Consider the following 16701-nt stretch of genomic DNA (forward strand, 5'->3'; position numbering starts at 1 on the left):
TTTTTTGCAGGGTGTGTGCACAGAAATGAAGTGTAAACGCATCAATGATGGCAATTCAGTTTCAGTTAAGTTGATGCAGCTAGGGTGACGCCCCGGGTAATTTATGAAGAATACGCAGGCACTCCATGCTCAGGATATGTAATGAAGGTTAATCTGCGCGCGTATGGCCTGGCGACCCTGACGCTCCTGGCATTTTGCTCGGTGGTAGCGGCCGGTGACCTGGACCAGGACGAAGCCCTGCGCCTGCGTCAGAAAGGCGTGATTCTACCGCTTGAACAGCTATTGCAGCAGGCCATGGACCGCCACCCCGGCGCTAAATTGCTCGAAGCCGGGCTTGAACAAAAGCATGACGTCTACATTTACGAAGTCGAGTTGCTGACCGCCGACGGCGTGGTACGTGAGCTGGACCTGGAAGCCGCCACCGGGCGCTTGATCAAAGACAAGGACGATGACTGATGCGCCTGCTGCTGGTGGAAGACCACGTACCGCTGGCCGACGAATTGATGGCCGGGCTCGATCGCCAGGGTTACGCCGTCGACTGGTTGGCCGATGGCCGCGATGCGGTGTATCAGGGCAGTTCTGAACCCTACGACCTGATTATTCTCGATCTCGGGCTGCCAGGATTGCCGGGGCTTGAAGTGCTCGGCCAATGGCGGGCCGCTGGCCTGTCCACCCCGGTGTTGGTGCTGACCGCGCGCGACTCCTGGGCCGAACGCATCGAAGGGCTCAAGGCCGGTGCCGATGACTACCTGAGCAAACCGTTTCACCCGGAAGAACTGCACCTGCGGATTCAAGCATTGCTGCGACGCTCCCACGGCCAGGCCAATCAGCCGACGCTCAAGGCCGCCGGGTTGCAGTTGGACGAGGGCCGTCAGTGCGTAATTCGCGACGGCGCCGACATTCAGCTGACCGCTGCCGAGTTCCGCCTGTTGCGCTACTTCATGCTGCATCCGGAGCAAATCCTTTCCAAAAGCCACCTGGCCGAACACCTTTACGACGGTGAAACCGAACGCGACTCGAACGTGCTGGAAGTTCACGTCAATCACCTGCGGCGCAAACTCGGCCGCAGCGTGATCGACACCCGGCGCGGTCAGGGTTACCTGTTCGGTGGGCAAGCCCGGTGAGGTCGATTCAACGGCGTTTGAGCCTGGGACTGATCAGCGTCATGGTGGTGGTCGGTCTGGTGTTGGCGCAAACCAGTCTGTGGTTGTTCGAAGTGGGCTTGCAGCGTTATCTGGAAGCCGGGTTGCGCAATGACAGTGAAAGCCTGCTGATGGCCTTGGTGCGGGGGCCGCAGGGTTTGCAACTGGACGAACGGCGCCTGTCACCGGCTTACCAGCGACCGTTCTCCGGGCATTATTTCCATATCGACTTCGCCGACAATCACTGGCGCTCACGTTCGCTGTGGGATCAGGAATTACCGCTGCTCGACCATCCCGGACTGCACAGCAACCTGCAACTGGGCCCGGAAGGCCAGCAATTGCTGGTCCTGCGTGCGGACTACCGGCGATTGGGGCAGTCAATCTCCATCAGCGTGGCGCAGGACTACACGCCGGTGCGCGAGAGTTTCCAGCGCATGCGCCAGGTCGGACTCGGGTTGGGCCTGACGGGGTTGCTGCTGATTCTGGTATTGCAGCGGGTCACCGTGCGGCGCGCCTTGCGACCGCTGGAAAACGCCCGCGAGCAGATTGCTCAGTTGCAGCAGGGGCAACGTTCGCAACTGGACGCTCAAGTGCCGCTGGAACTGGTGCCTTTGGTGGCGCAGATCAACCATTTGCTCGCACACACCGAAGACAGCCTCAAGCGCTCGCGCAATGCCCTGGGCAACCTCGGTCATGCGCTGAAGACGCCATTGGCGGTGTTGTTGAGCCTGGCGTCGTGCGAAAAACTCGACGCCCATCCCGAACTGCGCAAGATCCTTCGCGAGCAACTCGAACAGGTTCAGCAGCGACTCAATCGCGAATTGAACCGCGCGCGCCTGGCCGGCGATGCCTTGCCGGGTGCGCAGTTCGATTGCGCTGCCGAGCTGCCGGGATTGCTCGCGACCCTGAACATGATCCACGGCGACCACCTGCATCTGGGCTACACGGCACCGGCCGGTTTGCACTTGCCTTGGGATCGTGAGGATATGCTGGAACTGCTCGGCAATCTGCTGGATAACGCCTGCAAGTGGGCGGATGCCGAGGTGCGCTTGAGTATCGTCGAGACGGCTGAAGGGTTTGTGCTGGCGGTGGAAGACGATGGGCCGGGCATTCCCGAAGCGCAGCGCGATCAGGTGTTCAGTCGTGGCACACGGCTGGATGAGCAGACTGACGGGCATGGCCTGGGGCTGGGGATCGCGCGCGATATTGTCGAGGCGTGGGGTGGGGAGTTGGTGTTGCAGGAAAGCGAGTGGGGCGGGTTGAAGGTGGTGGTGAAGCTGCCCAGGCGCTGACACCGATCTCAGACACACCCGATTAACCTGTGGGAGCGAGCCTGCTCGCGATGGCGGTATGACAGTCAACATCAATGTTTAATGTCACGGCCTCATCGCGAGCAGGCTCGCTCCCACATGAACCTGCTACATCACACTCGGAACTGATCCATCAAACCCTGCTGCTGATTCGCCAGGCTGTTCAGCGACTGGCTGACCCGCGCCGATTCATTGGCCTGCCCCGACAGCGATTCCGTCACGTCACGAATGGTCGCCACGTTGCTGTTGATCTCCTCGGCCACCGCGCTCTGCTCTTCGGCGGCGCTGGCGATTTGCAGGTTCATGTCGGTAATCACCGTCACCGCATCGCCGATCTGCCGCAGGGCGGTCACCGCCTGGCTGACGTGCTCGACGCTGCCCTGGGCCTGGCGATGGCTGTTGTTCATCGAGCCGACCACGTCCTGCGTGCCGCTTTGCAACTGCTCGATCACCTGACGGGTTTCCTCCACCGACTCTTGCGTACGCCGTGCCAGGTTGCGCACCTCGTCAGCCACCACCGCAAAACCACGCCCGGCTTCACCGGCACGGGCCGCTTCGATGGCGGCGTTCAGTGCCAGCAGGTTGGTTTGTTCGGCGATGGCGCGGATCACTTCCAGCACCGAGCCGATTTTCTCGCTGTTGGCGGCCAGGCCTTCGACCTGGGTCATCGCCGTGCTCATGTCTGCCGCCAGGCTGTCGATACTGGCGGTGGTGCGGTCGATCACGGTCAGGCCCTGACGAGTCGCCTGATCGGCATCGCGTGCCGCTTGAGCTGCTTGGGCGGCGCTGCGGGCGACGTCCTGGGCGGTGGCGCTCATTTCATGGGACGCGGTGGCCACCTGATCGACCTGACGGTATTGCTGCTCCATGCCGGCGCTGGTCTGGGTGGCGATGGCTGACGATTGGTCCGCCGTGCTGCGCGCGTCCTGCACCGAGCGTTTCACTTGCGCGATGATCGGTTGCAGCTTGTCGAGGAAACGGTTGAACCAGCCAGCCAGTTGTCCGAGTTCGTCTTGCTTGTCGTAGGCCAGACGGCGGGTCAGATCACCTTCGCCGCTGGCGATGTCTTCCAGCATGCGCGCCACGCCAAGAATCGGCCGGGTCACACTGCGTGCCATCAGCCACACCAGCAACAAGCCGATGACCGCCGCCAGTACGCCGAGGCTCAGCTCGATCAGGGTGCCGGCGGTGTTGCGTTCGTCGAGTTGCTGCTTCAGGGTTTCGGCGGGGCCGACCAGGACTTTTTCCGGCACGTCGAGCAACACGCCCCACGATTTACCACCGGGAATCGGCTGGAACGGCGACAGCACCTTGAGCAGTTGGTTGTTGTGCAGACTCTGGGTCTGAGTGCTGGCGGCGAGCCTGCGGATCAGCTCGGCACCGTTGTCCTTGTCCACGCTGTCCAGGCGCTTGCTGAGTTTGCTGGCGTCTGGGCTGTAACCGGCGAGCAGACCCACCGGGCTGAGGATGCTGACACTGGTCTGGCCGTCATAGAGCTTTTTGCTGGCTTGTTGGCTGACCGCTTGCAGGCTGTTGAGGTTGATGTCGACCGACAGCGATGCAATGACCTTACCGTCGACCAGCAGCGGGAAGACGATGCTGGTCATCAGCACGTTCTGGCCGTCGATCTCATAGAAATAGGGTTCGATCACGCACGGCTTGAGGGTGGTGCGCGGGCAGGTGAACCAGGCGTTGGCGGGTTCGCCGCTGGGGCCGGTGCTGGTGTCGGCCATGTCGCTTTCCGGCAGCGCCATCGAGTTCAGCTTGCCGGCGGTCGGTTGCGACCAGTACAGGGCGAAGCGGCCTTTGTCGTTGCTGCCAATTTCTTTCTGGCCGCTGAACAGTTCGTCCTTGCCGTCCAGTGCGTTGGCTTCAAACACCAGCGACAGGCCGAGCAATTGCGGGTTGGCTTGCAGCGCCGACTTGACCTGACGGGTCAGGTCTTCGCGCAGGTCGAAGGCGTCGAGGAAGCGCTTCTCGGCCTGCTCACGCAAAAACAGCACCTGGCGCGCGAAGCCGTGGCCATATTGATAGGCGTCCATGAACTGCTGGCGAATCCCCAACGCCTGAACTTCACCCTGTGCCTCGATGCGTGCTTGAGCCGCTTCGGTGAGCATTTCCATGCTCGAGGCTTTTACCAGCTGCGAACTGTGCTCCATGCGATACAGCGAAAGACCGACCAGCAAGGTGACAATGCCGGCCAGGCACAGCCCGGCGAGCAGGGTGATTTTCCATTGAATGGAAAGTTGTCTGAGCGACATGGGAACGTCCTTTTATTCGATAAATATCTGAGACTTTGCACTGTAGCGGCGGCGATTCGACTTTCTTTATCCATTCGAATAAATCAGAAATCACACAAATCCCGCAGCTGTGTTGGTTTTGACAAGCCAGGCCTGCTGTTGCACAGTGCGTGCCCTCTAATAAAACCCTCTCTTCAATCCGCCGTCGGCTCATGCAGCTGGCTGGACGGACTCATCCTGTTTGCGCCGGATTTACCCGTCGCCGTGTTTTGAGGTAACGATGATTAATGCAGTAATTGCCGCGGTCGGCGTCATGCTGGTACTCAGCCTGTCCCGCGTGCATGTGGTGATCGCGCTGATCGTCGGCGCGCTGGTGGGCGGTTTGACGGGCGGCCTGGGTATCGATGCAACGCTCAAGGCCTTCAACAGTGGCCTGGGCGGCGGTGCGACTGTGGCCTTGTCCTACGCCTTGCTCGGCGCTTTCGCGGTGGCGATTGCCAAATCCGGCCTGGCCCACGCCCTGGCGGACAAAGCCTTGCTGCTGGTCGACCGGCAGGACGCCGCGGGTGGTGGGCAGGTCAAATGGCTGCTGATTGCGTTGCTCTGGGTGGTGGCCATCGCTTCGCAGAACGTCCTGCCGATCCACATCGCGTTCATTCCGCTGCTGGTGCCGCCACTACTTTATGTACTGACCAAGCTGCAAATGGATCGCCGACTGATTGCCTGCGTCATGACCTTTGGCCTGATCACGCCGTACATGTTCTTGCCGGTGGGCTTTGGCAACATCTTCCTGAATGAAATCCTGCTGGCCAACGTCAGTAGAAGCGGGGTGGACATCAGTGGCGTCAATGTCACTCATGCCATGGGGATTCCTGCGTTGGGCATGGTGTTCGGGTTGTTGATGGCGTTCGTCAGCTACCGCAAGAAGCGCGTGTATGACCTGGAGAAAATCGAACGGGTCGAGCAGGTCGCGGTGCAGTACAACCCGTTGACCCTGATGGTCGCGGGGCTGGCGATTGCCGCTGCGTTCATCATTCAGTTGCTGCTGGACTCGATGATTATCGGTGCGCTGGCCGGGTTTCTGATCTTCTCGGTATCGGGCGTCGTACGCTGGCGCGAGACTGACGACCTGTTCACCGAAGGCATGAAGATGATGGCGATGATCGGTTTCATCATGATCGCCGCCTCGGGTTTTGCCGAGGTCATGAAGGCCACCGGCGATGTGAAGACCCTGGTCGAGGCCTCGGCTTCGTGGATCGGTCACAGCAAAGGTGTCGGTGCATTACTGATGTTGCTGGTCGGCCTGCTGGTGACCATGGGCATCGGCTCATCGTTTTCCACGGTGCCGATTCTTGCGGCGATCTTCGTGCCGTTGTGCGTGCAATTGGGTTTCAGTCCGTTGGCGATCGTCTGCATCGTCGGGACTGCCGGCGCCTTGGGCGATGCCGGTTCGCCAGCGTCCGATTCGACCCTGGGCCCGACCTCCGGTCTGAATATCGACGGCCAGCATCACCATATCTGGGACACCGTGGTCCCGACGTTTTTGCACTACAACCTGCCGTTGCTGGGGTTTGGCTGGGTCGCGGCAATGGTGCTGTAACGGATTGAGCGCATCGTGTTCATCAGCGACCGGCCTGCGCCTACAGTTTTGCGCAGGCCAGCCGTTAATACGTTAAGCACGCCAATACTATCCAGAGTGAACAACACATGCGCCTGAGCCTTAAAGCCAAAGTCTTGTCCCTCTCCGTCCTTCCGGTGTTGCTCTTTGCGTTGGTGATCAGTCTGACCACTGCCTTCATCTTGCAAGAGCAGGCCCGTAAAGAAGTCGAAGAAACCCGCCAGCGGTTGATGAACGATGCCAAGGCCACCCTGCAAAGTTACGTTGCGGTGGCGATGACGGCGATCAAGCCGCTGTACGACGCCGCAGCGCCTGGCGATGAGGCGGCTCGCGCGCAAGTGGTCAAATTGCTCTCGAGCATCAGCTACGGCAAGGACGGTTACTTCTTCGGCTACGACTCCAACACCGTGCGCCTGTTCAAGGCCAACAGCCCGGAAGGCGTTGGCCAGAGTTTCAAGGACAATCGCGATCCGAACGGCGTGTACGTCAACCGTGACCTGGTGAAAGTCGCCAAGGACGGTACGCACTACCTGCAATACAGCTCGCCGTTGCCTGGTGACAACAAAGTCCTGGTGCCCAAGCTGGGTTACACCGAATACCTGTCCAAGTGGGACATGGCCATCGGTACCTCGGTGAATCTCGACGGTATCGAAGCCCAGGTTGCCGTGGTCCAGACCGAGGTTCGCGAGCGCATGGAAGGCGTGCTGCTGAGCATCGTCGGCGTCGCGGCGGTGGTGCTGCTGGTGATCGCCGCGGTCGGTCTGTTCGTGGCCAATACCATTTTGCGTCCGTTGCACCTGATGAAGGCCAATCTGGACGACATCGCGGCAGGCGAGGGCGACTTGACGCGCCGGCTGGCGATTACCTCTCAAGATGAACTGGGCGAGCTGGCCGGTTCGTTCAACCGTTTTGTCGACAAGATTCACGGCCTGGTGCGGCAGATTACCGAGATGACGTCGCAACTGACCGGGCTGGTCAATCAGGTTTCCGATCAGGCCCAGCGTTCGGATCAGGCCATGGAACGCCAACGTCACGAGACGGATCAGGTGGCCACGGCGATCAACGAGATGTCGGCGGCAGCGCAGGAAGTGGCGAAAAGCGCCCAGGGCGCTGCGGTGGCGGCCCAGCAAACCGACGAAGAAGGTCAGGCGGCCAAACGCGTGGTGGCGGGGAGTATTTCGCAGATCCATGCGCTGGTGAAAGATATTCGCAGCAGCGGGGTTTCGCTCGACAGTTTGCAGCAGGACGTGTCGTCGATTGTCAGCGTGCTGGGGGTGATCCGCTCGATTGCCGACCAGACCAACCTGCTGGCGCTGAACGCCGCCATCGAAGCCGCTCGCGCCGGTGAGGCCGGGCGTGGCTTTGCGGTGGTCGCCGATGAGGTGCGCGCGCTGGCCAGTCGCACTCAGCAAAGCACTCAGGAAATTCAGGGCATGATCGACCGCTTGCAGGCTGGCACACAGTCGGCGGTCGATGCCATGCGCCGTTCAAGCGAAGCCGGTGACGGCACCTCGGCCCAGGCCAATCAGGCGGGTGCTTCACTGGACACCATGGCCCAGTTGATCGGCACCATCAATTCGATGAACGCGCAGATCGCCAGCGCCGCCGAAGAGCAAACTGCGGTGGCCGAAGAGATCAACCGCAGCGTGCATCAGATCGCCGTTGCCGTGGACAGCGTCGCCGACGAAACCCAGCTCGGTGCGCAAACCTCCCGCAGCCTGGCGGATCTGGGGCAGCGGTTGGGCAAGCTGGTAGGGCAGTTCAGGATCTAAGCGCCTGACAGACCGCTATCGCGAGCAGGCTCGCTCCCACAGTAGATTTGTGCGCTGCCGCAAATTGCGACAACACCATCAATCCAATGTGGGAGCGAGCCTGCTCGCGATGAGGTCCGCCCAGGCACCCTCAATTCCGGGTTAATCCCCGCACACATCCCGCATCAACAACCCGAACTTCAGATCCACCGCATCCGGAATCGGCAGGTACACGGTGTGCCCGTCCCCCGGTGCCACTTCAATGGCCTCGCCTTTGGCGCTTTGCAACTGATGCAGGTCGAAGTGGAAATTGCCTTTGGGTGTCATCAATTCCATGTGATCGCCCAAACCAAAGCGGTTCTTCACCTTGACCTCGGCCAGCCGATCACGGCGCTCACCGGTCAGCTCACCGACGAACTGCTGACGCTCCGACACCGAGCTGCCGTTCTGGTAGTTCTGGTATTCGTCGTGCACATGGCGGCGCAGGAAGCCTTCGGTATAGCCACGCTGGGCCAGGGATTCGAGGTCGGTCATCAGGCTGCGATCGAACTCGCGGCCGGTCACGGCATCGTCGATGGCGCGGCGGTAGACCTGAGTGGTCCGGGCGCAGTAGAAGTGCGATTTGGTCCGGCCCTCGATCTTCAACGAGTGGACGCCCATCTGCGTCAAGCGAGCGACATGCTGCACGGCGCGCAGGTCCTTGGCGTTCATGATGTAGGTGCCGTGTTCGTCTTCGAAGGCCGGCATCAGTTCATCGGGGCGGTTGGCTTCCTGGAGCAAAAACACCTGGTCGGTGGGTGCGCCGATACCCAGCGTTGGTTCTGGAATGAACGCTTGAACGATCTCGCCCACGGTGTTTTCCGTGGCCGGCTGTGCGGCGTATTTCCAGCGACAGGCGTTGGTGCAGGTGCCTTGATTGGCGTCACGCCTGTTCATGTAACCCGACAGCAGGCAGCGCCCGGAATAGGCCATGCATAGCGCGCCATGAACGAACACTTCCAGCTCCATGGCGGGGACTTGCTGGCGAATCTCGGCGATTTCTTCCAGCGACAGCTCCCGCGACAGGATGATCCGACTCAGGCCTTGTTGCTGCCAGAACTCGACGCTGGCCCAGTTCACCGTGTTGGCTTGCACCGAAAGGTGAATCGGCATCTGCGGGAAATGCCGACGCACCAGCATGATCAACCCGGGGTCGGACATGATCAGCGCATCCGGGGCCATGGCGATGACCGGCTCGATATCCTTGAGGAAGGTTTTCAGCTTGGCGTTGTGGGGGGCGATGTTCACCACCACATAGAAACGCTTGCCCTGGGCCTGGGCCTCGCGGATGCCGAGGGCCAGGTTGGCATGATCGAACTCGTTATTGCGCACACGCAGGCTGTAGCGCGGCTGGCCGGCGTAGACCGCATCGGCGCCGTAGGCGAAGGCGTAGCGCATGTTTTTCAGGGTGCCGGCCGGGGCAAGCAGTTCAGGCGTGGCGAGGGTCATGAGGGGCTCGATCACAAAAGCTCGCGAGGGTAGAGCAGTCGTGCGAGGCGTTTATTGATCTGGATCTATGCTGGGTGAATAAAGCAGGGCACTCGGGCGCGTGGTGGCTGACTAACCTAGAACAGGCAGTCAGTGTCTGCGGGTTACTGGCGGGGAGCGGACATGAACCAAACCGTTGTGCGAGACAGATCGCTGCTGGTGCTGCTGGTGTTGGTGACTGCCGCTTTCATCTGGATTCTGCTGCCGTTCTACGGCGCGGTGTTCTGGGCGGTGATTCTTGGGATTGTCTTCGCGCCCTTGCAGCGTCGGTTGCAAGTGAAGTTTGGCTGGCACCGCAACCTGACGGCGCTCTCCACCTTGGGCATTTGCCTGATCATTGCCATTTTGCCGGTGATCATCACCAGCGTCCTGTTGGTACAAGAGGGGGCGACCCTCTACAAGAATATCGAGAGTGGCCAGTTGGACATCGCCGGCTATCTGGCGCAGTTCAAGCACAGCCTGCCGCCTTACTTTCAGCACCTGCTGGACCGCTTTGGCATGGGTGATCTGAGCACTTTGCGCGAGAAAATCGTCAAGAGTGCGATGCAGGGCAGCGAGTTTTTTGCCAGTCAGGCCTTCAGCTTCGGCCAGGGCACGTTCGAGTTCCTGGTGAGTTTTTTCATCATGCTCTACCTGTTGTTCTTCTTTCTGCGTGACGGTGCCGAATTGTCGCGCAAGGTCCGTGCGGCCGTGCCATTGGCGGAACATCAAAAGCGCCGCTTGCAGCTCAAGTTCAACCGCGTGGTGCGAGCCACGGTCAAAGGCAACCTGCTGATGGCGATTACGCAAGGTGCGCTGGGTGGGTTGATTTTCTGGTTTCTGGATATTCCCAGTGCATTGCTCTGGGCGGTGGTCATGGCGTTTCTGTCGCTGCTACCCGCAGTGGGGGCGGGGATTGTCTGGGCGCCGGTGACAGCCTGGTTCCTGCTCAGCGGCGCGATCTGGCAGGGGGTGGTGCTGGGGTTGTTCGGGGTGTTCGTGATCGGTCTGGTAGACAACATTCTGCGTCCGACCCTGGTGGGCAAGGACACCAGGATGCCGGACTATCTGGTCCTGGTTTCGACCCTGGGCGGTCTGGCGATCTTCGGTCTCAATGGTTTTGTCATTGGGCCGTTGATCGCTGCGCTGTTCATGTCGAGTTGGGACTTGTACATCGAAACCAGGCCACGCGTGCAGCTGCCTTAGGCGCCCAGCGCGTAGGTGCCGATACGTTGCGACAGGGCCTGGGCGGCAGGCAGTAAAGTGAGCGGGCCGCTGATCGCGACGCCGTCCTGAACCAGATACCAACAGGCGAGCAATCCCAGCTCTCTGAGCGGTGCAGGAACGGCGCTGCCAATAACGGACATGATCTGGACCTTGGGCATAAGTACCTCCATCAATCTATGGAGCTACCTTACTGACCCGGCGGTTCAACGGAAAATCAACGTGCTCGATAGTGGACATTGACGACAACGTGGCGAATGGCCGCTGTCAGTCGACGACCTGGTCGAGCATGTTCATCACTTCATGATCATTGAGCAGGCCTTTACGCACCAGGTTTTCGGCGAGCAGCGAGAGAAACTTGGCGCTGCGATGGCCTTCCAGGTGTTTGAGCTCGGTCAGCGCGCTATAGACCTTGCTTGAGGTACAGAGTCCTGCAATGCGGTGCGGGTTTTGCGTGGGCATACGGGGCGTCCTTGTTTTTATGAACTGTTTATTACGGACAATTCAAAGCTTGCTGCACTGTCATGACATAAATATGACCGTTGTTGCGCGCAAGCCAGGGCATTCGTCGGATCAATCATGTCAAATTTAACCGCAGTCACTGTCCCGGTAGCGACCTTGGCGAGATTTATTCAGACATTGCTCGACAACTGAAACGAAAACAGGCCCCGTCGAGACGGAGCCTGTGTTGTGTAAGCTGCAGTGATTGCCAGCCCGGGCCTCAGTAGCGAGGCTGAATGTAGTACCCCGGTTGTGGCGGGACATAAACCGGTGCGGGCTGGACATACACCGGCTGCGGTTGAACGTAGACTGGCTGCGGTTGAACGTAGACCGGTTGCTGTTGTACGTAAACCGGACGCTCGTTGGACATGACTGATCCCGCGACCACCGCGCCTACCACAGCGCCGACGGCGAGCGGTGCACCCCAGCCCCAGCCGCCGCCACGGCCGTGACCATAATAGTAGCCATGGGCTTGCGCCTGTCCTGCGACAGCAAATGCACCGATCAGCAAGGCTATTACAGGGAGTTTGCGGATCATGATAATTCCTCGTGTTTTCGCCCCAACGCGCTTGAGCCTTCAATAGATCCAAGGATAGTTGCGGGGATAACTCTAAGACAGCGTTTTTTGGCGAATCTGCGACGCGTCAGAGTAAATATTGTGTAAGGTCTGTACCGGCATCTTTACCTTTACATGCCAGCCGGGCCAGAGGCCTCGCTATGATCCGATAAACCCGATGGGCTGGCCAATCCCGTCCATCTGAAAGTGTAATTTGAAGGAGATCCACATGCTGATGAACCCGAATAAAGACACCCAACTGTGTATGTCACTGTCTGGGCGCCCCGGGAATTTCGGCCTGCGTTTCCACAACCATCTTTATGAGCAACTGGGCCTGAATTTCTATTACAAGGCATTCAGCAGTCAGGATCTGCCGGGGGCGATTGGCGGGATTCGTGCCCTGGGTATTCGCGGCTGCGGCGTGTCGATGCCCTTCAAGGAAGCCTGCATCGCACTGGTCGATGAGCTGGATGCATCGGCGCAAGCCATTGCCTCGATCAATACCATCGTTAACACCAACGGTCACCTCAAGGCTTACAACACCGATTACCTCGCCATCGAGCAACTGCTGAAAACCCATGCCGTGCCGCAAGACTCGACGTTCGCCTTGCGCGGCAGCGGCGGGATGGCCAAGGCGGTGGCCAGTGCCTTGCGCGACGGTGGCTATCAAAACGGCCTGATCGTGGCGCGTAACGAAAGCGCGGGGCGCGCCTTGGCCGACTCGCTGGGTTATCGCTGGCAAGCAGAACTGGGTAGCGAGCGTCCGCGGATGTTGGTCAATGTCACGCCGATTGGCATGAGCGGCGGCGCGGAGGCCGGTCAACTGGCTTTTGACGCTGATGCCATCGATTACGCAGAAACTGTCTTCGATGTGGTGGCGATCCCCTCGGAAACACCACTGATCGTGCATGCTCGAGCCGCAGGGAAACGGGTCATCACCGGGCTTGAAGTCATCGCCATTCAAGCCCTTGAGCAGTTTGTGCTGTACACCGGCGTGCGTCCCAGCGAAGAGCAGTTTCAGAAGGCCGTGGCGTTCGCCCGCAGCTGATCAGGCGCTGCGGGGCAGGGGGTAGGGTTACTCGAGGCGCGCCAGGCGTTCTTCGAGCGCCGCAATCCGCGCTTCGAGTTCTTCGATACGCTCCACCGACACGCCGCTGCTGGCGCCACGCTCTGCCGGGTTCTGGCGGGCGGCGAGGATTGCTTCGATATCCGTCGGGTCGCCCAGTGCGTGCATGTAGCGGTCTTCGCGCTGGCCCGACTGGCGCGGCAGCAACATCGCGAGACCACGGGCGATCAAGCGTTCCAGTTGATGGACAACCTGTTCGGCATCTTCGAAATCGTGCATGCGGCCGCTGCGCGTCAGCAGTTCGTTGACCGTCTGCGGACCACGCAGGAACAGCAAGCCGGACAGAATAACCTGAGCCGGCACCAGCTCCAGCGCCTTGTCGAGTCGATGCTCCCAGCGATCGGCGCGGCTGCCCATGACCAGCCTGGTGAAGCCTCGACCTTCCAGGGCGCGCAAACTTTGCCCGACCTGGCCCTGGCTGAGGTTCATCACCGGTTCCCGGCTGGTTTTCTGGTTACAGGCGATGACCAGCGCATTAAGGGTCAGTGGATAGGTCTCCGGGCTGGTCGCCTGTTTCTCGATCAACGAGCCGAGAATGCGCAGCTCCGTGCTGCTCAGCTGCAGTGCATCGGTGGACGTCTCTGGCTCTGCGCTCATGCTTTCCGGGCCCTTGCTAACCGTATCTTCCATTGTTGACTCCCTAATTTAGCAACAGACCCTTGTTTGCGGGTCAGATCGCTCTCCTTTCACGTCGTTCTGTTTGACGCAGAACCTCGTCGGAGGAGGCGAGTGCGGCAATCTTAGCGCACTGTTGCCCAATCTTCTGACGCAGACACGGTTCTTCTCGCCGTCGGCATCGCTAGCGTAGAGCGGGCTGTTGGCCTCATTCATCAAGTTCTTCGGGCGACACGATCCATACGCTGCAGGGCATTTTGTACAAAAGGCTTTCTGCCGTGCTGCCGATCAGCCGGCCTATCCCGCGATGGCTGACCCGCCCCATGACAATAACATCGACCTGATTGACGTCGGCATAGTTGACCAGGACCTTGCCCGGGTTGCCCATGATCATGTGACGCCGTTCCGGCGGGATGCCGTTGCGCTCGGCCAGTTCGTTGAATGCCTCCCCCTGAGCGTCGAACAGGGTCTTGGCTTTGCCTGAAGAGAAGAAGGTCGACACGTTGTTGAAGTCGAATTCATCGGCACTGATGGAGGAAAGGTCATAGGCATAGACGACGTCGACCTCGGCATTGCAGGTACTCGCCAGTTTGACCGCTTCGTGGAGTATCCGGTCATTCAAGCCTTGGTACTGTTTATCGCGATGGAAGGGGTCGACCGCTGCAACAACCTTGCGAGGCAACGCATGGATGGCGTTGCTGACGAAATGCAGCGGTACTGGACATTCGCGCAGTAAATGCACGTCGAGCGGCGTGAACATCAGCCGCGAGAGCAGCGATTCATGTTGCAGCGCTTTGATCAGCAACTCGATCGGCTGTTCTTTGAGGTGGATCAGAATTTCCTGCAGCGGGCGTTCGACCCAGGTCACCTCGGTGGTGACTTCCAGGCCAATCTTGCGCAGGGGCCTGGCCTGCTCCTCCAGCCACAGGCGGTGACGTTCGATATAACCCAGGCGCATCTCTTCGCGTGCCTGGTCGTTGACCAGGCTGGCAGTCGCCAGGCCTTCCAGGTAGTCGAAAGCCACGATGTGCAACGCCGCGCCCTCGGCCTTGGCCAGTGCGGCGGCCCTGTCGAAGGCCGGGCTGTGCTCCATCAGCGGTGAGACGATCAGCATGAAACGTGATTGATCAGACATGACGAACCTCTCCTGGGTAGACACAAAGTCGGCAGCGGTACTGTCGGCACGATGAGTTGTCAGCTCCTGAAGCCATGGCCTGATCGTGTCGCTGGCCAGATGCCCGAGCTTGATCTGGGTCAAACCGGCGAGAGCCCGATCTTGTCGTCCGACATACGGTCGTTTGCTGCGCCTCCAATCTCCTGATTATTGACCATGATCAATCTCTCGTCCGCTGACAGGCGCAGTCTGAAATTCATACGCTTTTCACGCTCGCGTACAGGGCAGTAGAGACCATCTGCTGTCATTCTCAGCGGCCAAAGCAAGGTCGCGTTACGCCGTGATGGAGTGTCTGGACGCCAGGACGCATCGCCCACAGACCCGATTGCGAGGCTTGATCCGAGGCCGGCTATGATTATTGAGATAACAGAACAACTGGCAAGACACCGTTGGCTCGTACAGATGGATGTGTGGGAGGTGGGTTTCGACAGTCGGGATGAAGCAGAGGCGTTCGTCAGGCAGCTCAAGGCGCGCATCAATGCGCCGCATGCCTGGCCGGCAAACACTGTCACCAAGCCATTGCCCCGACAGCCCGCCGGCTCTCGATCCGATCCGGCTGTCGAGCAACGGGTGCTGGCTGATCTCGCGAGATAAGCGCCGGGGTCAGGGGGGGATGACCGGGTGCGTATCCAATGAGTGAAACCTTCGCCCTGACCAATGCCGCCGCTGCGCTGGGGATCGGCATGCTGGTCGGTCTTGAGCGCGAGCGCCATAAGGGCGGGGGCGACAGCCGTGCCTGTGCCGGGTTGCGGACATTCGCGATCACCGCGCTATTGGGCTATATCTCCCCGCAGGTGGGCGGCGGTCTGCTGGTGGGGATCATCGCGATCTGTGTGGCGCTGCTGCTCACCGTGGCTTATTGGCGAAACCTTGAAAAGGATCCTGGCATTACCAGTGAAGTGGCCTTGCTCACGGTGTTGGTCCTGGGGGCGTTGTGTGGCACGGCGCCAGAGCTGGCTATTGCTATTGGCGTGGTGATGGCGGGGTTGCTGACTTATCGTCAGCGGCTGCATCACTTTGCGCACAATCAGTTGACCGACGCGGAAATTCGCGACGGCCTGGTGCTGCTGGTCGCCGCACTGGTGGTGCTGCCACTGGCGCCGGATCGCTTTATCGGGCCCTATGCTGCAATCAATTTGCGCACCATTTGCACCTTGACCGTGCTGTTGATGGCGATAGGGGCGGTGGGGCATATCGCGGTTCGCACCCTGGGCACCCGCTACGGTTATCCGATCAGTGCGATCGCTTCGGGGTTCGTTTCCGGCACGGTGACCATTGCGGCCATGGGGCATATCAGTGCCAAGGAGCCGGCACACATCAAAGTCTTGAGCAGCGCTGCGATGCTGTCCAATCTGGCGACTGTGATTCAGGTGGGCCTGATCCTGGGAACGGTCGATCCCGGCCTGTTGCGCAGCATGTGGGGGCCGTTGCTATCCGGACTCTTCGTCACGGGGTTGTATGGCGTGTGCTTGATGTTTCGCGGATCGACGGGGGATGGCAACGAACCGATCAAGGTCGGTGGTGCGTTCAATCTCAGGCTGGCCTTGATCGTGGTACTGGCCATGACCGGCATTACCTTCCTGTCTTCTGCAATGCTGAGCCACTTTGGCCAGGTGGGTGTGATGCTGACGACGGCCCTTGGCGGTTTTGCCGATGCCCACTCTTCAACGGCGTCCATTGCTTCCCTGGCCAAGGCCGGTCAGTTGCCTTTCGACGCCATTGCCGGCCCTGTGCTGATGGCGGTGAGCAGCAATTCGCTGAGCAAATGTGTGGTGGCGTGGGTCAGCGGCGGTCGCCGATTTGCCGCCTATGTCATCCCGGGGCAGGTATTGATGACGGCGGCGATGTGGGCGGGCACCTTGCTGCACTGAAGCGTTCGATGGCTTGCTGCATCAATCGAGGTTGTGCAAAGAGCGCATGGAGCTGATAAAGATCAAG

Annotated in this window: 16 protein-coding genes and 2 pseudogenes; 10 read left to right on the top strand and 8 right to left on the bottom strand. The window is 60.1% G+C overall.

Going from position 1 to position 16701, the window contains the following annotated elements; translation table 11 throughout:
• Positions 1 to 141: 141 nt before the first annotated feature.
• From AC1DIH_RS18975 to AC1DIH_RS18985, 3 genes are read left to right on the top strand one after another with little or no spacing between them, the layout of a single operon-like run.
• Positions 142 to 456, top strand: a complete 315-nt coding sequence (locus AC1DIH_RS18975) for a PepSY domain-containing protein (RefSeq protein ID WP_477772852.1) — start codon at positions 142 to 144, stop codon at positions 454 to 456.
• Complete coding sequence (locus AC1DIH_RS18980; protein ID WP_477772853.1) at positions 456 to 1124, top strand: response regulator transcription factor; 669 nt, start codon at positions 456 to 458, stop codon at positions 1122 to 1124. The genes AC1DIH_RS18975 and AC1DIH_RS18980 overlap by 1 nt, the downstream gene beginning before the upstream one ends.
• Positions 1121 to 2434, top strand: coding sequence for an ATP-binding protein (locus AC1DIH_RS18985; protein WP_477772854.1), 1314 nt, complete (start codon positions 1121 to 1123; stop codon positions 2432 to 2434). The genes AC1DIH_RS18980 and AC1DIH_RS18985 overlap by 4 nt, the downstream gene beginning before the upstream one ends.
• Before the next feature lie 131 nt (positions 2435 to 2565).
• On the opposite strand, the gene AC1DIH_RS18990 is transcribed toward AC1DIH_RS18985, so the two are convergent.
• Both AC1DIH_RS18990 and AC1DIH_RS18995 read right to left on the bottom strand, forming a co-directional pair.
• On the bottom strand, positions 2566 to 3321 hold the full coding sequence (locus tag AC1DIH_RS18990; protein ID WP_477772908.1) for a methyl-accepting chemotaxis protein: 756 nt from the start codon (positions 3319 to 3321) through the stop codon (positions 2566 to 2568).
• 102 nt (positions 3322 to 3423) lie between these two features.
• Positions 3424 to 4713, bottom strand: a pseudogene (locus AC1DIH_RS18995) (cache domain-containing protein); the annotation flags it as partial.
• Positions 4714 to 4975: 262 nt separating this feature from the next.
• On the opposite strand from AC1DIH_RS18995, the gene AC1DIH_RS19000 reads away from it, so the two are divergent.
• From AC1DIH_RS19000 to AC1DIH_RS19010, 3 genes and pseudogenes are all read left to right on the top strand, one after another.
• The gene (locus tag AC1DIH_RS19000) at positions 4976 to 6292 is read left to right on the top strand and encodes a Na+/H+ antiporter family protein (RefSeq protein WP_477772909.1); all 1317 of its coding nucleotides are present in this window, start codon (positions 4976 to 4978) and stop codon (positions 6290 to 6292) included.
• Between the two features lie 107 nt (positions 6293 to 6399).
• Positions 6400 to 7224, top strand: a pseudogene (locus AC1DIH_RS19005) (cache domain-containing protein); the annotation flags it as partial.
• A gap of 102 nt (positions 7225 to 7326) precedes the next feature.
• Complete coding sequence (locus tag AC1DIH_RS19010; RefSeq protein WP_371917732.1) at positions 7327 to 8082, top strand: methyl-accepting chemotaxis protein; 756 nt, start codon at positions 7327 to 7329, stop codon at positions 8080 to 8082.
• Positions 8083 to 8223: 141 nt separating this feature from the next.
• Here the strand turns inward: AC1DIH_RS19010 and trhP are convergent, their stop codons facing one another.
• A complete protein-coding gene (trhP, locus tag AC1DIH_RS19015; RefSeq protein WP_477772855.1) occupies positions 8224 to 9549 on the bottom strand; it encodes a prephenate-dependent tRNA uridine(34) hydroxylase TrhP in 1326 nt (441 codons plus the stop codon).
• A gap of 162 nt (positions 9550 to 9711) precedes the next feature.
• Between trhP and AC1DIH_RS19020 the strand changes: the two genes are divergently transcribed.
• The gene (locus tag AC1DIH_RS19020) at positions 9712 to 10773 is read left to right on the top strand and encodes an AI-2E family transporter (protein ID WP_477772856.1); all 1062 of its coding nucleotides are present in this window, start codon (positions 9712 to 9714) and stop codon (positions 10771 to 10773) included.
• Here AC1DIH_RS19020 and AC1DIH_RS19025 read toward each other — a convergent pair.
• The 3 genes from AC1DIH_RS19025 to AC1DIH_RS19035 all read right to left on the bottom strand — a co-directional run bounded on the left by AC1DIH_RS19025 (position 10770) and on the right by AC1DIH_RS19035 (position 11830).
• Positions 10770 to 10952, bottom strand: a complete 183-nt coding sequence (locus tag AC1DIH_RS19025; protein ID WP_477772857.1) for a hypothetical protein — start codon at positions 10950 to 10952, stop codon at positions 10770 to 10772. The genes AC1DIH_RS19020 and AC1DIH_RS19025 overlap by 4 nt on opposite strands.
• A 106-nt stretch (positions 10953 to 11058) precedes the next feature.
• Positions 11059 to 11253, bottom strand: a complete 195-nt coding sequence (locus AC1DIH_RS19030) for a hypothetical protein (RefSeq protein WP_477772858.1) — start codon at positions 11251 to 11253, stop codon at positions 11059 to 11061.
• Positions 11254 to 11512: 259 nt separating this feature from the next.
• Positions 11513 to 11830 (bottom strand): hypothetical protein, encoded by a 318-nt coding sequence (locus AC1DIH_RS19035; protein ID WP_019692815.1) that lies wholly within the window; start codon positions 11828 to 11830, stop codon positions 11513 to 11515.
• A 247-nt stretch (positions 11831 to 12077) separates the two neighbouring features.
• Here AC1DIH_RS19035 and AC1DIH_RS19040 point away from each other — a divergent pair, with 247 nt between their 5' ends.
• Positions 12078 to 12896 (top strand): shikimate 5-dehydrogenase, encoded by an 819-nt coding sequence (locus tag AC1DIH_RS19040; protein WP_477772859.1) that lies wholly within the window; start codon positions 12078 to 12080, stop codon positions 12894 to 12896.
• Positions 12897 to 12923: 27 nt separating this feature from the next.
• Here the strand turns inward: AC1DIH_RS19040 and AC1DIH_RS19045 are convergent, their stop codons facing one another.
• Together AC1DIH_RS19045 and AC1DIH_RS19050 are read right to left on the bottom strand one after the other, a co-directional pair.
• Positions 12924 to 13571 (bottom strand): YceH family protein, encoded by a 648-nt coding sequence (locus AC1DIH_RS19045; protein ID WP_477772910.1) that lies wholly within the window; start codon positions 13569 to 13571, stop codon positions 12924 to 12926.
• A 226-nt stretch (positions 13572 to 13797) separates the two neighbouring features.
• Positions 13798 to 14724 (bottom strand): universal stress protein, encoded by a 927-nt coding sequence (locus AC1DIH_RS19050; protein WP_477772860.1) that lies wholly within the window; start codon positions 14722 to 14724, stop codon positions 13798 to 13800.
• 390 nt (positions 14725 to 15114) lie between these two features.
• Here AC1DIH_RS19050 and AC1DIH_RS19055 point away from each other — a divergent pair, with 390 nt between their 5' ends.
• Both AC1DIH_RS19055 and AC1DIH_RS19060 read left to right on the top strand, forming a co-directional pair.
• Positions 15115 to 15357 (top strand): hypothetical protein, encoded by a 243-nt coding sequence (locus AC1DIH_RS19055; protein WP_054596482.1) that lies wholly within the window; start codon positions 15115 to 15117, stop codon positions 15355 to 15357.
• Between the two features lie 38 nt (positions 15358 to 15395).
• A complete protein-coding gene (locus AC1DIH_RS19060; RefSeq protein ID WP_477772861.1) occupies positions 15396 to 16634 on the top strand; it encodes an MgtC/SapB family protein in 1239 nt (412 codons plus the stop codon).
• Positions 16635 to 16701 lie beyond the last annotated feature (67 nt).

The organism is Pseudomonas sp. 05N36, from assembly GCF_056397385.1.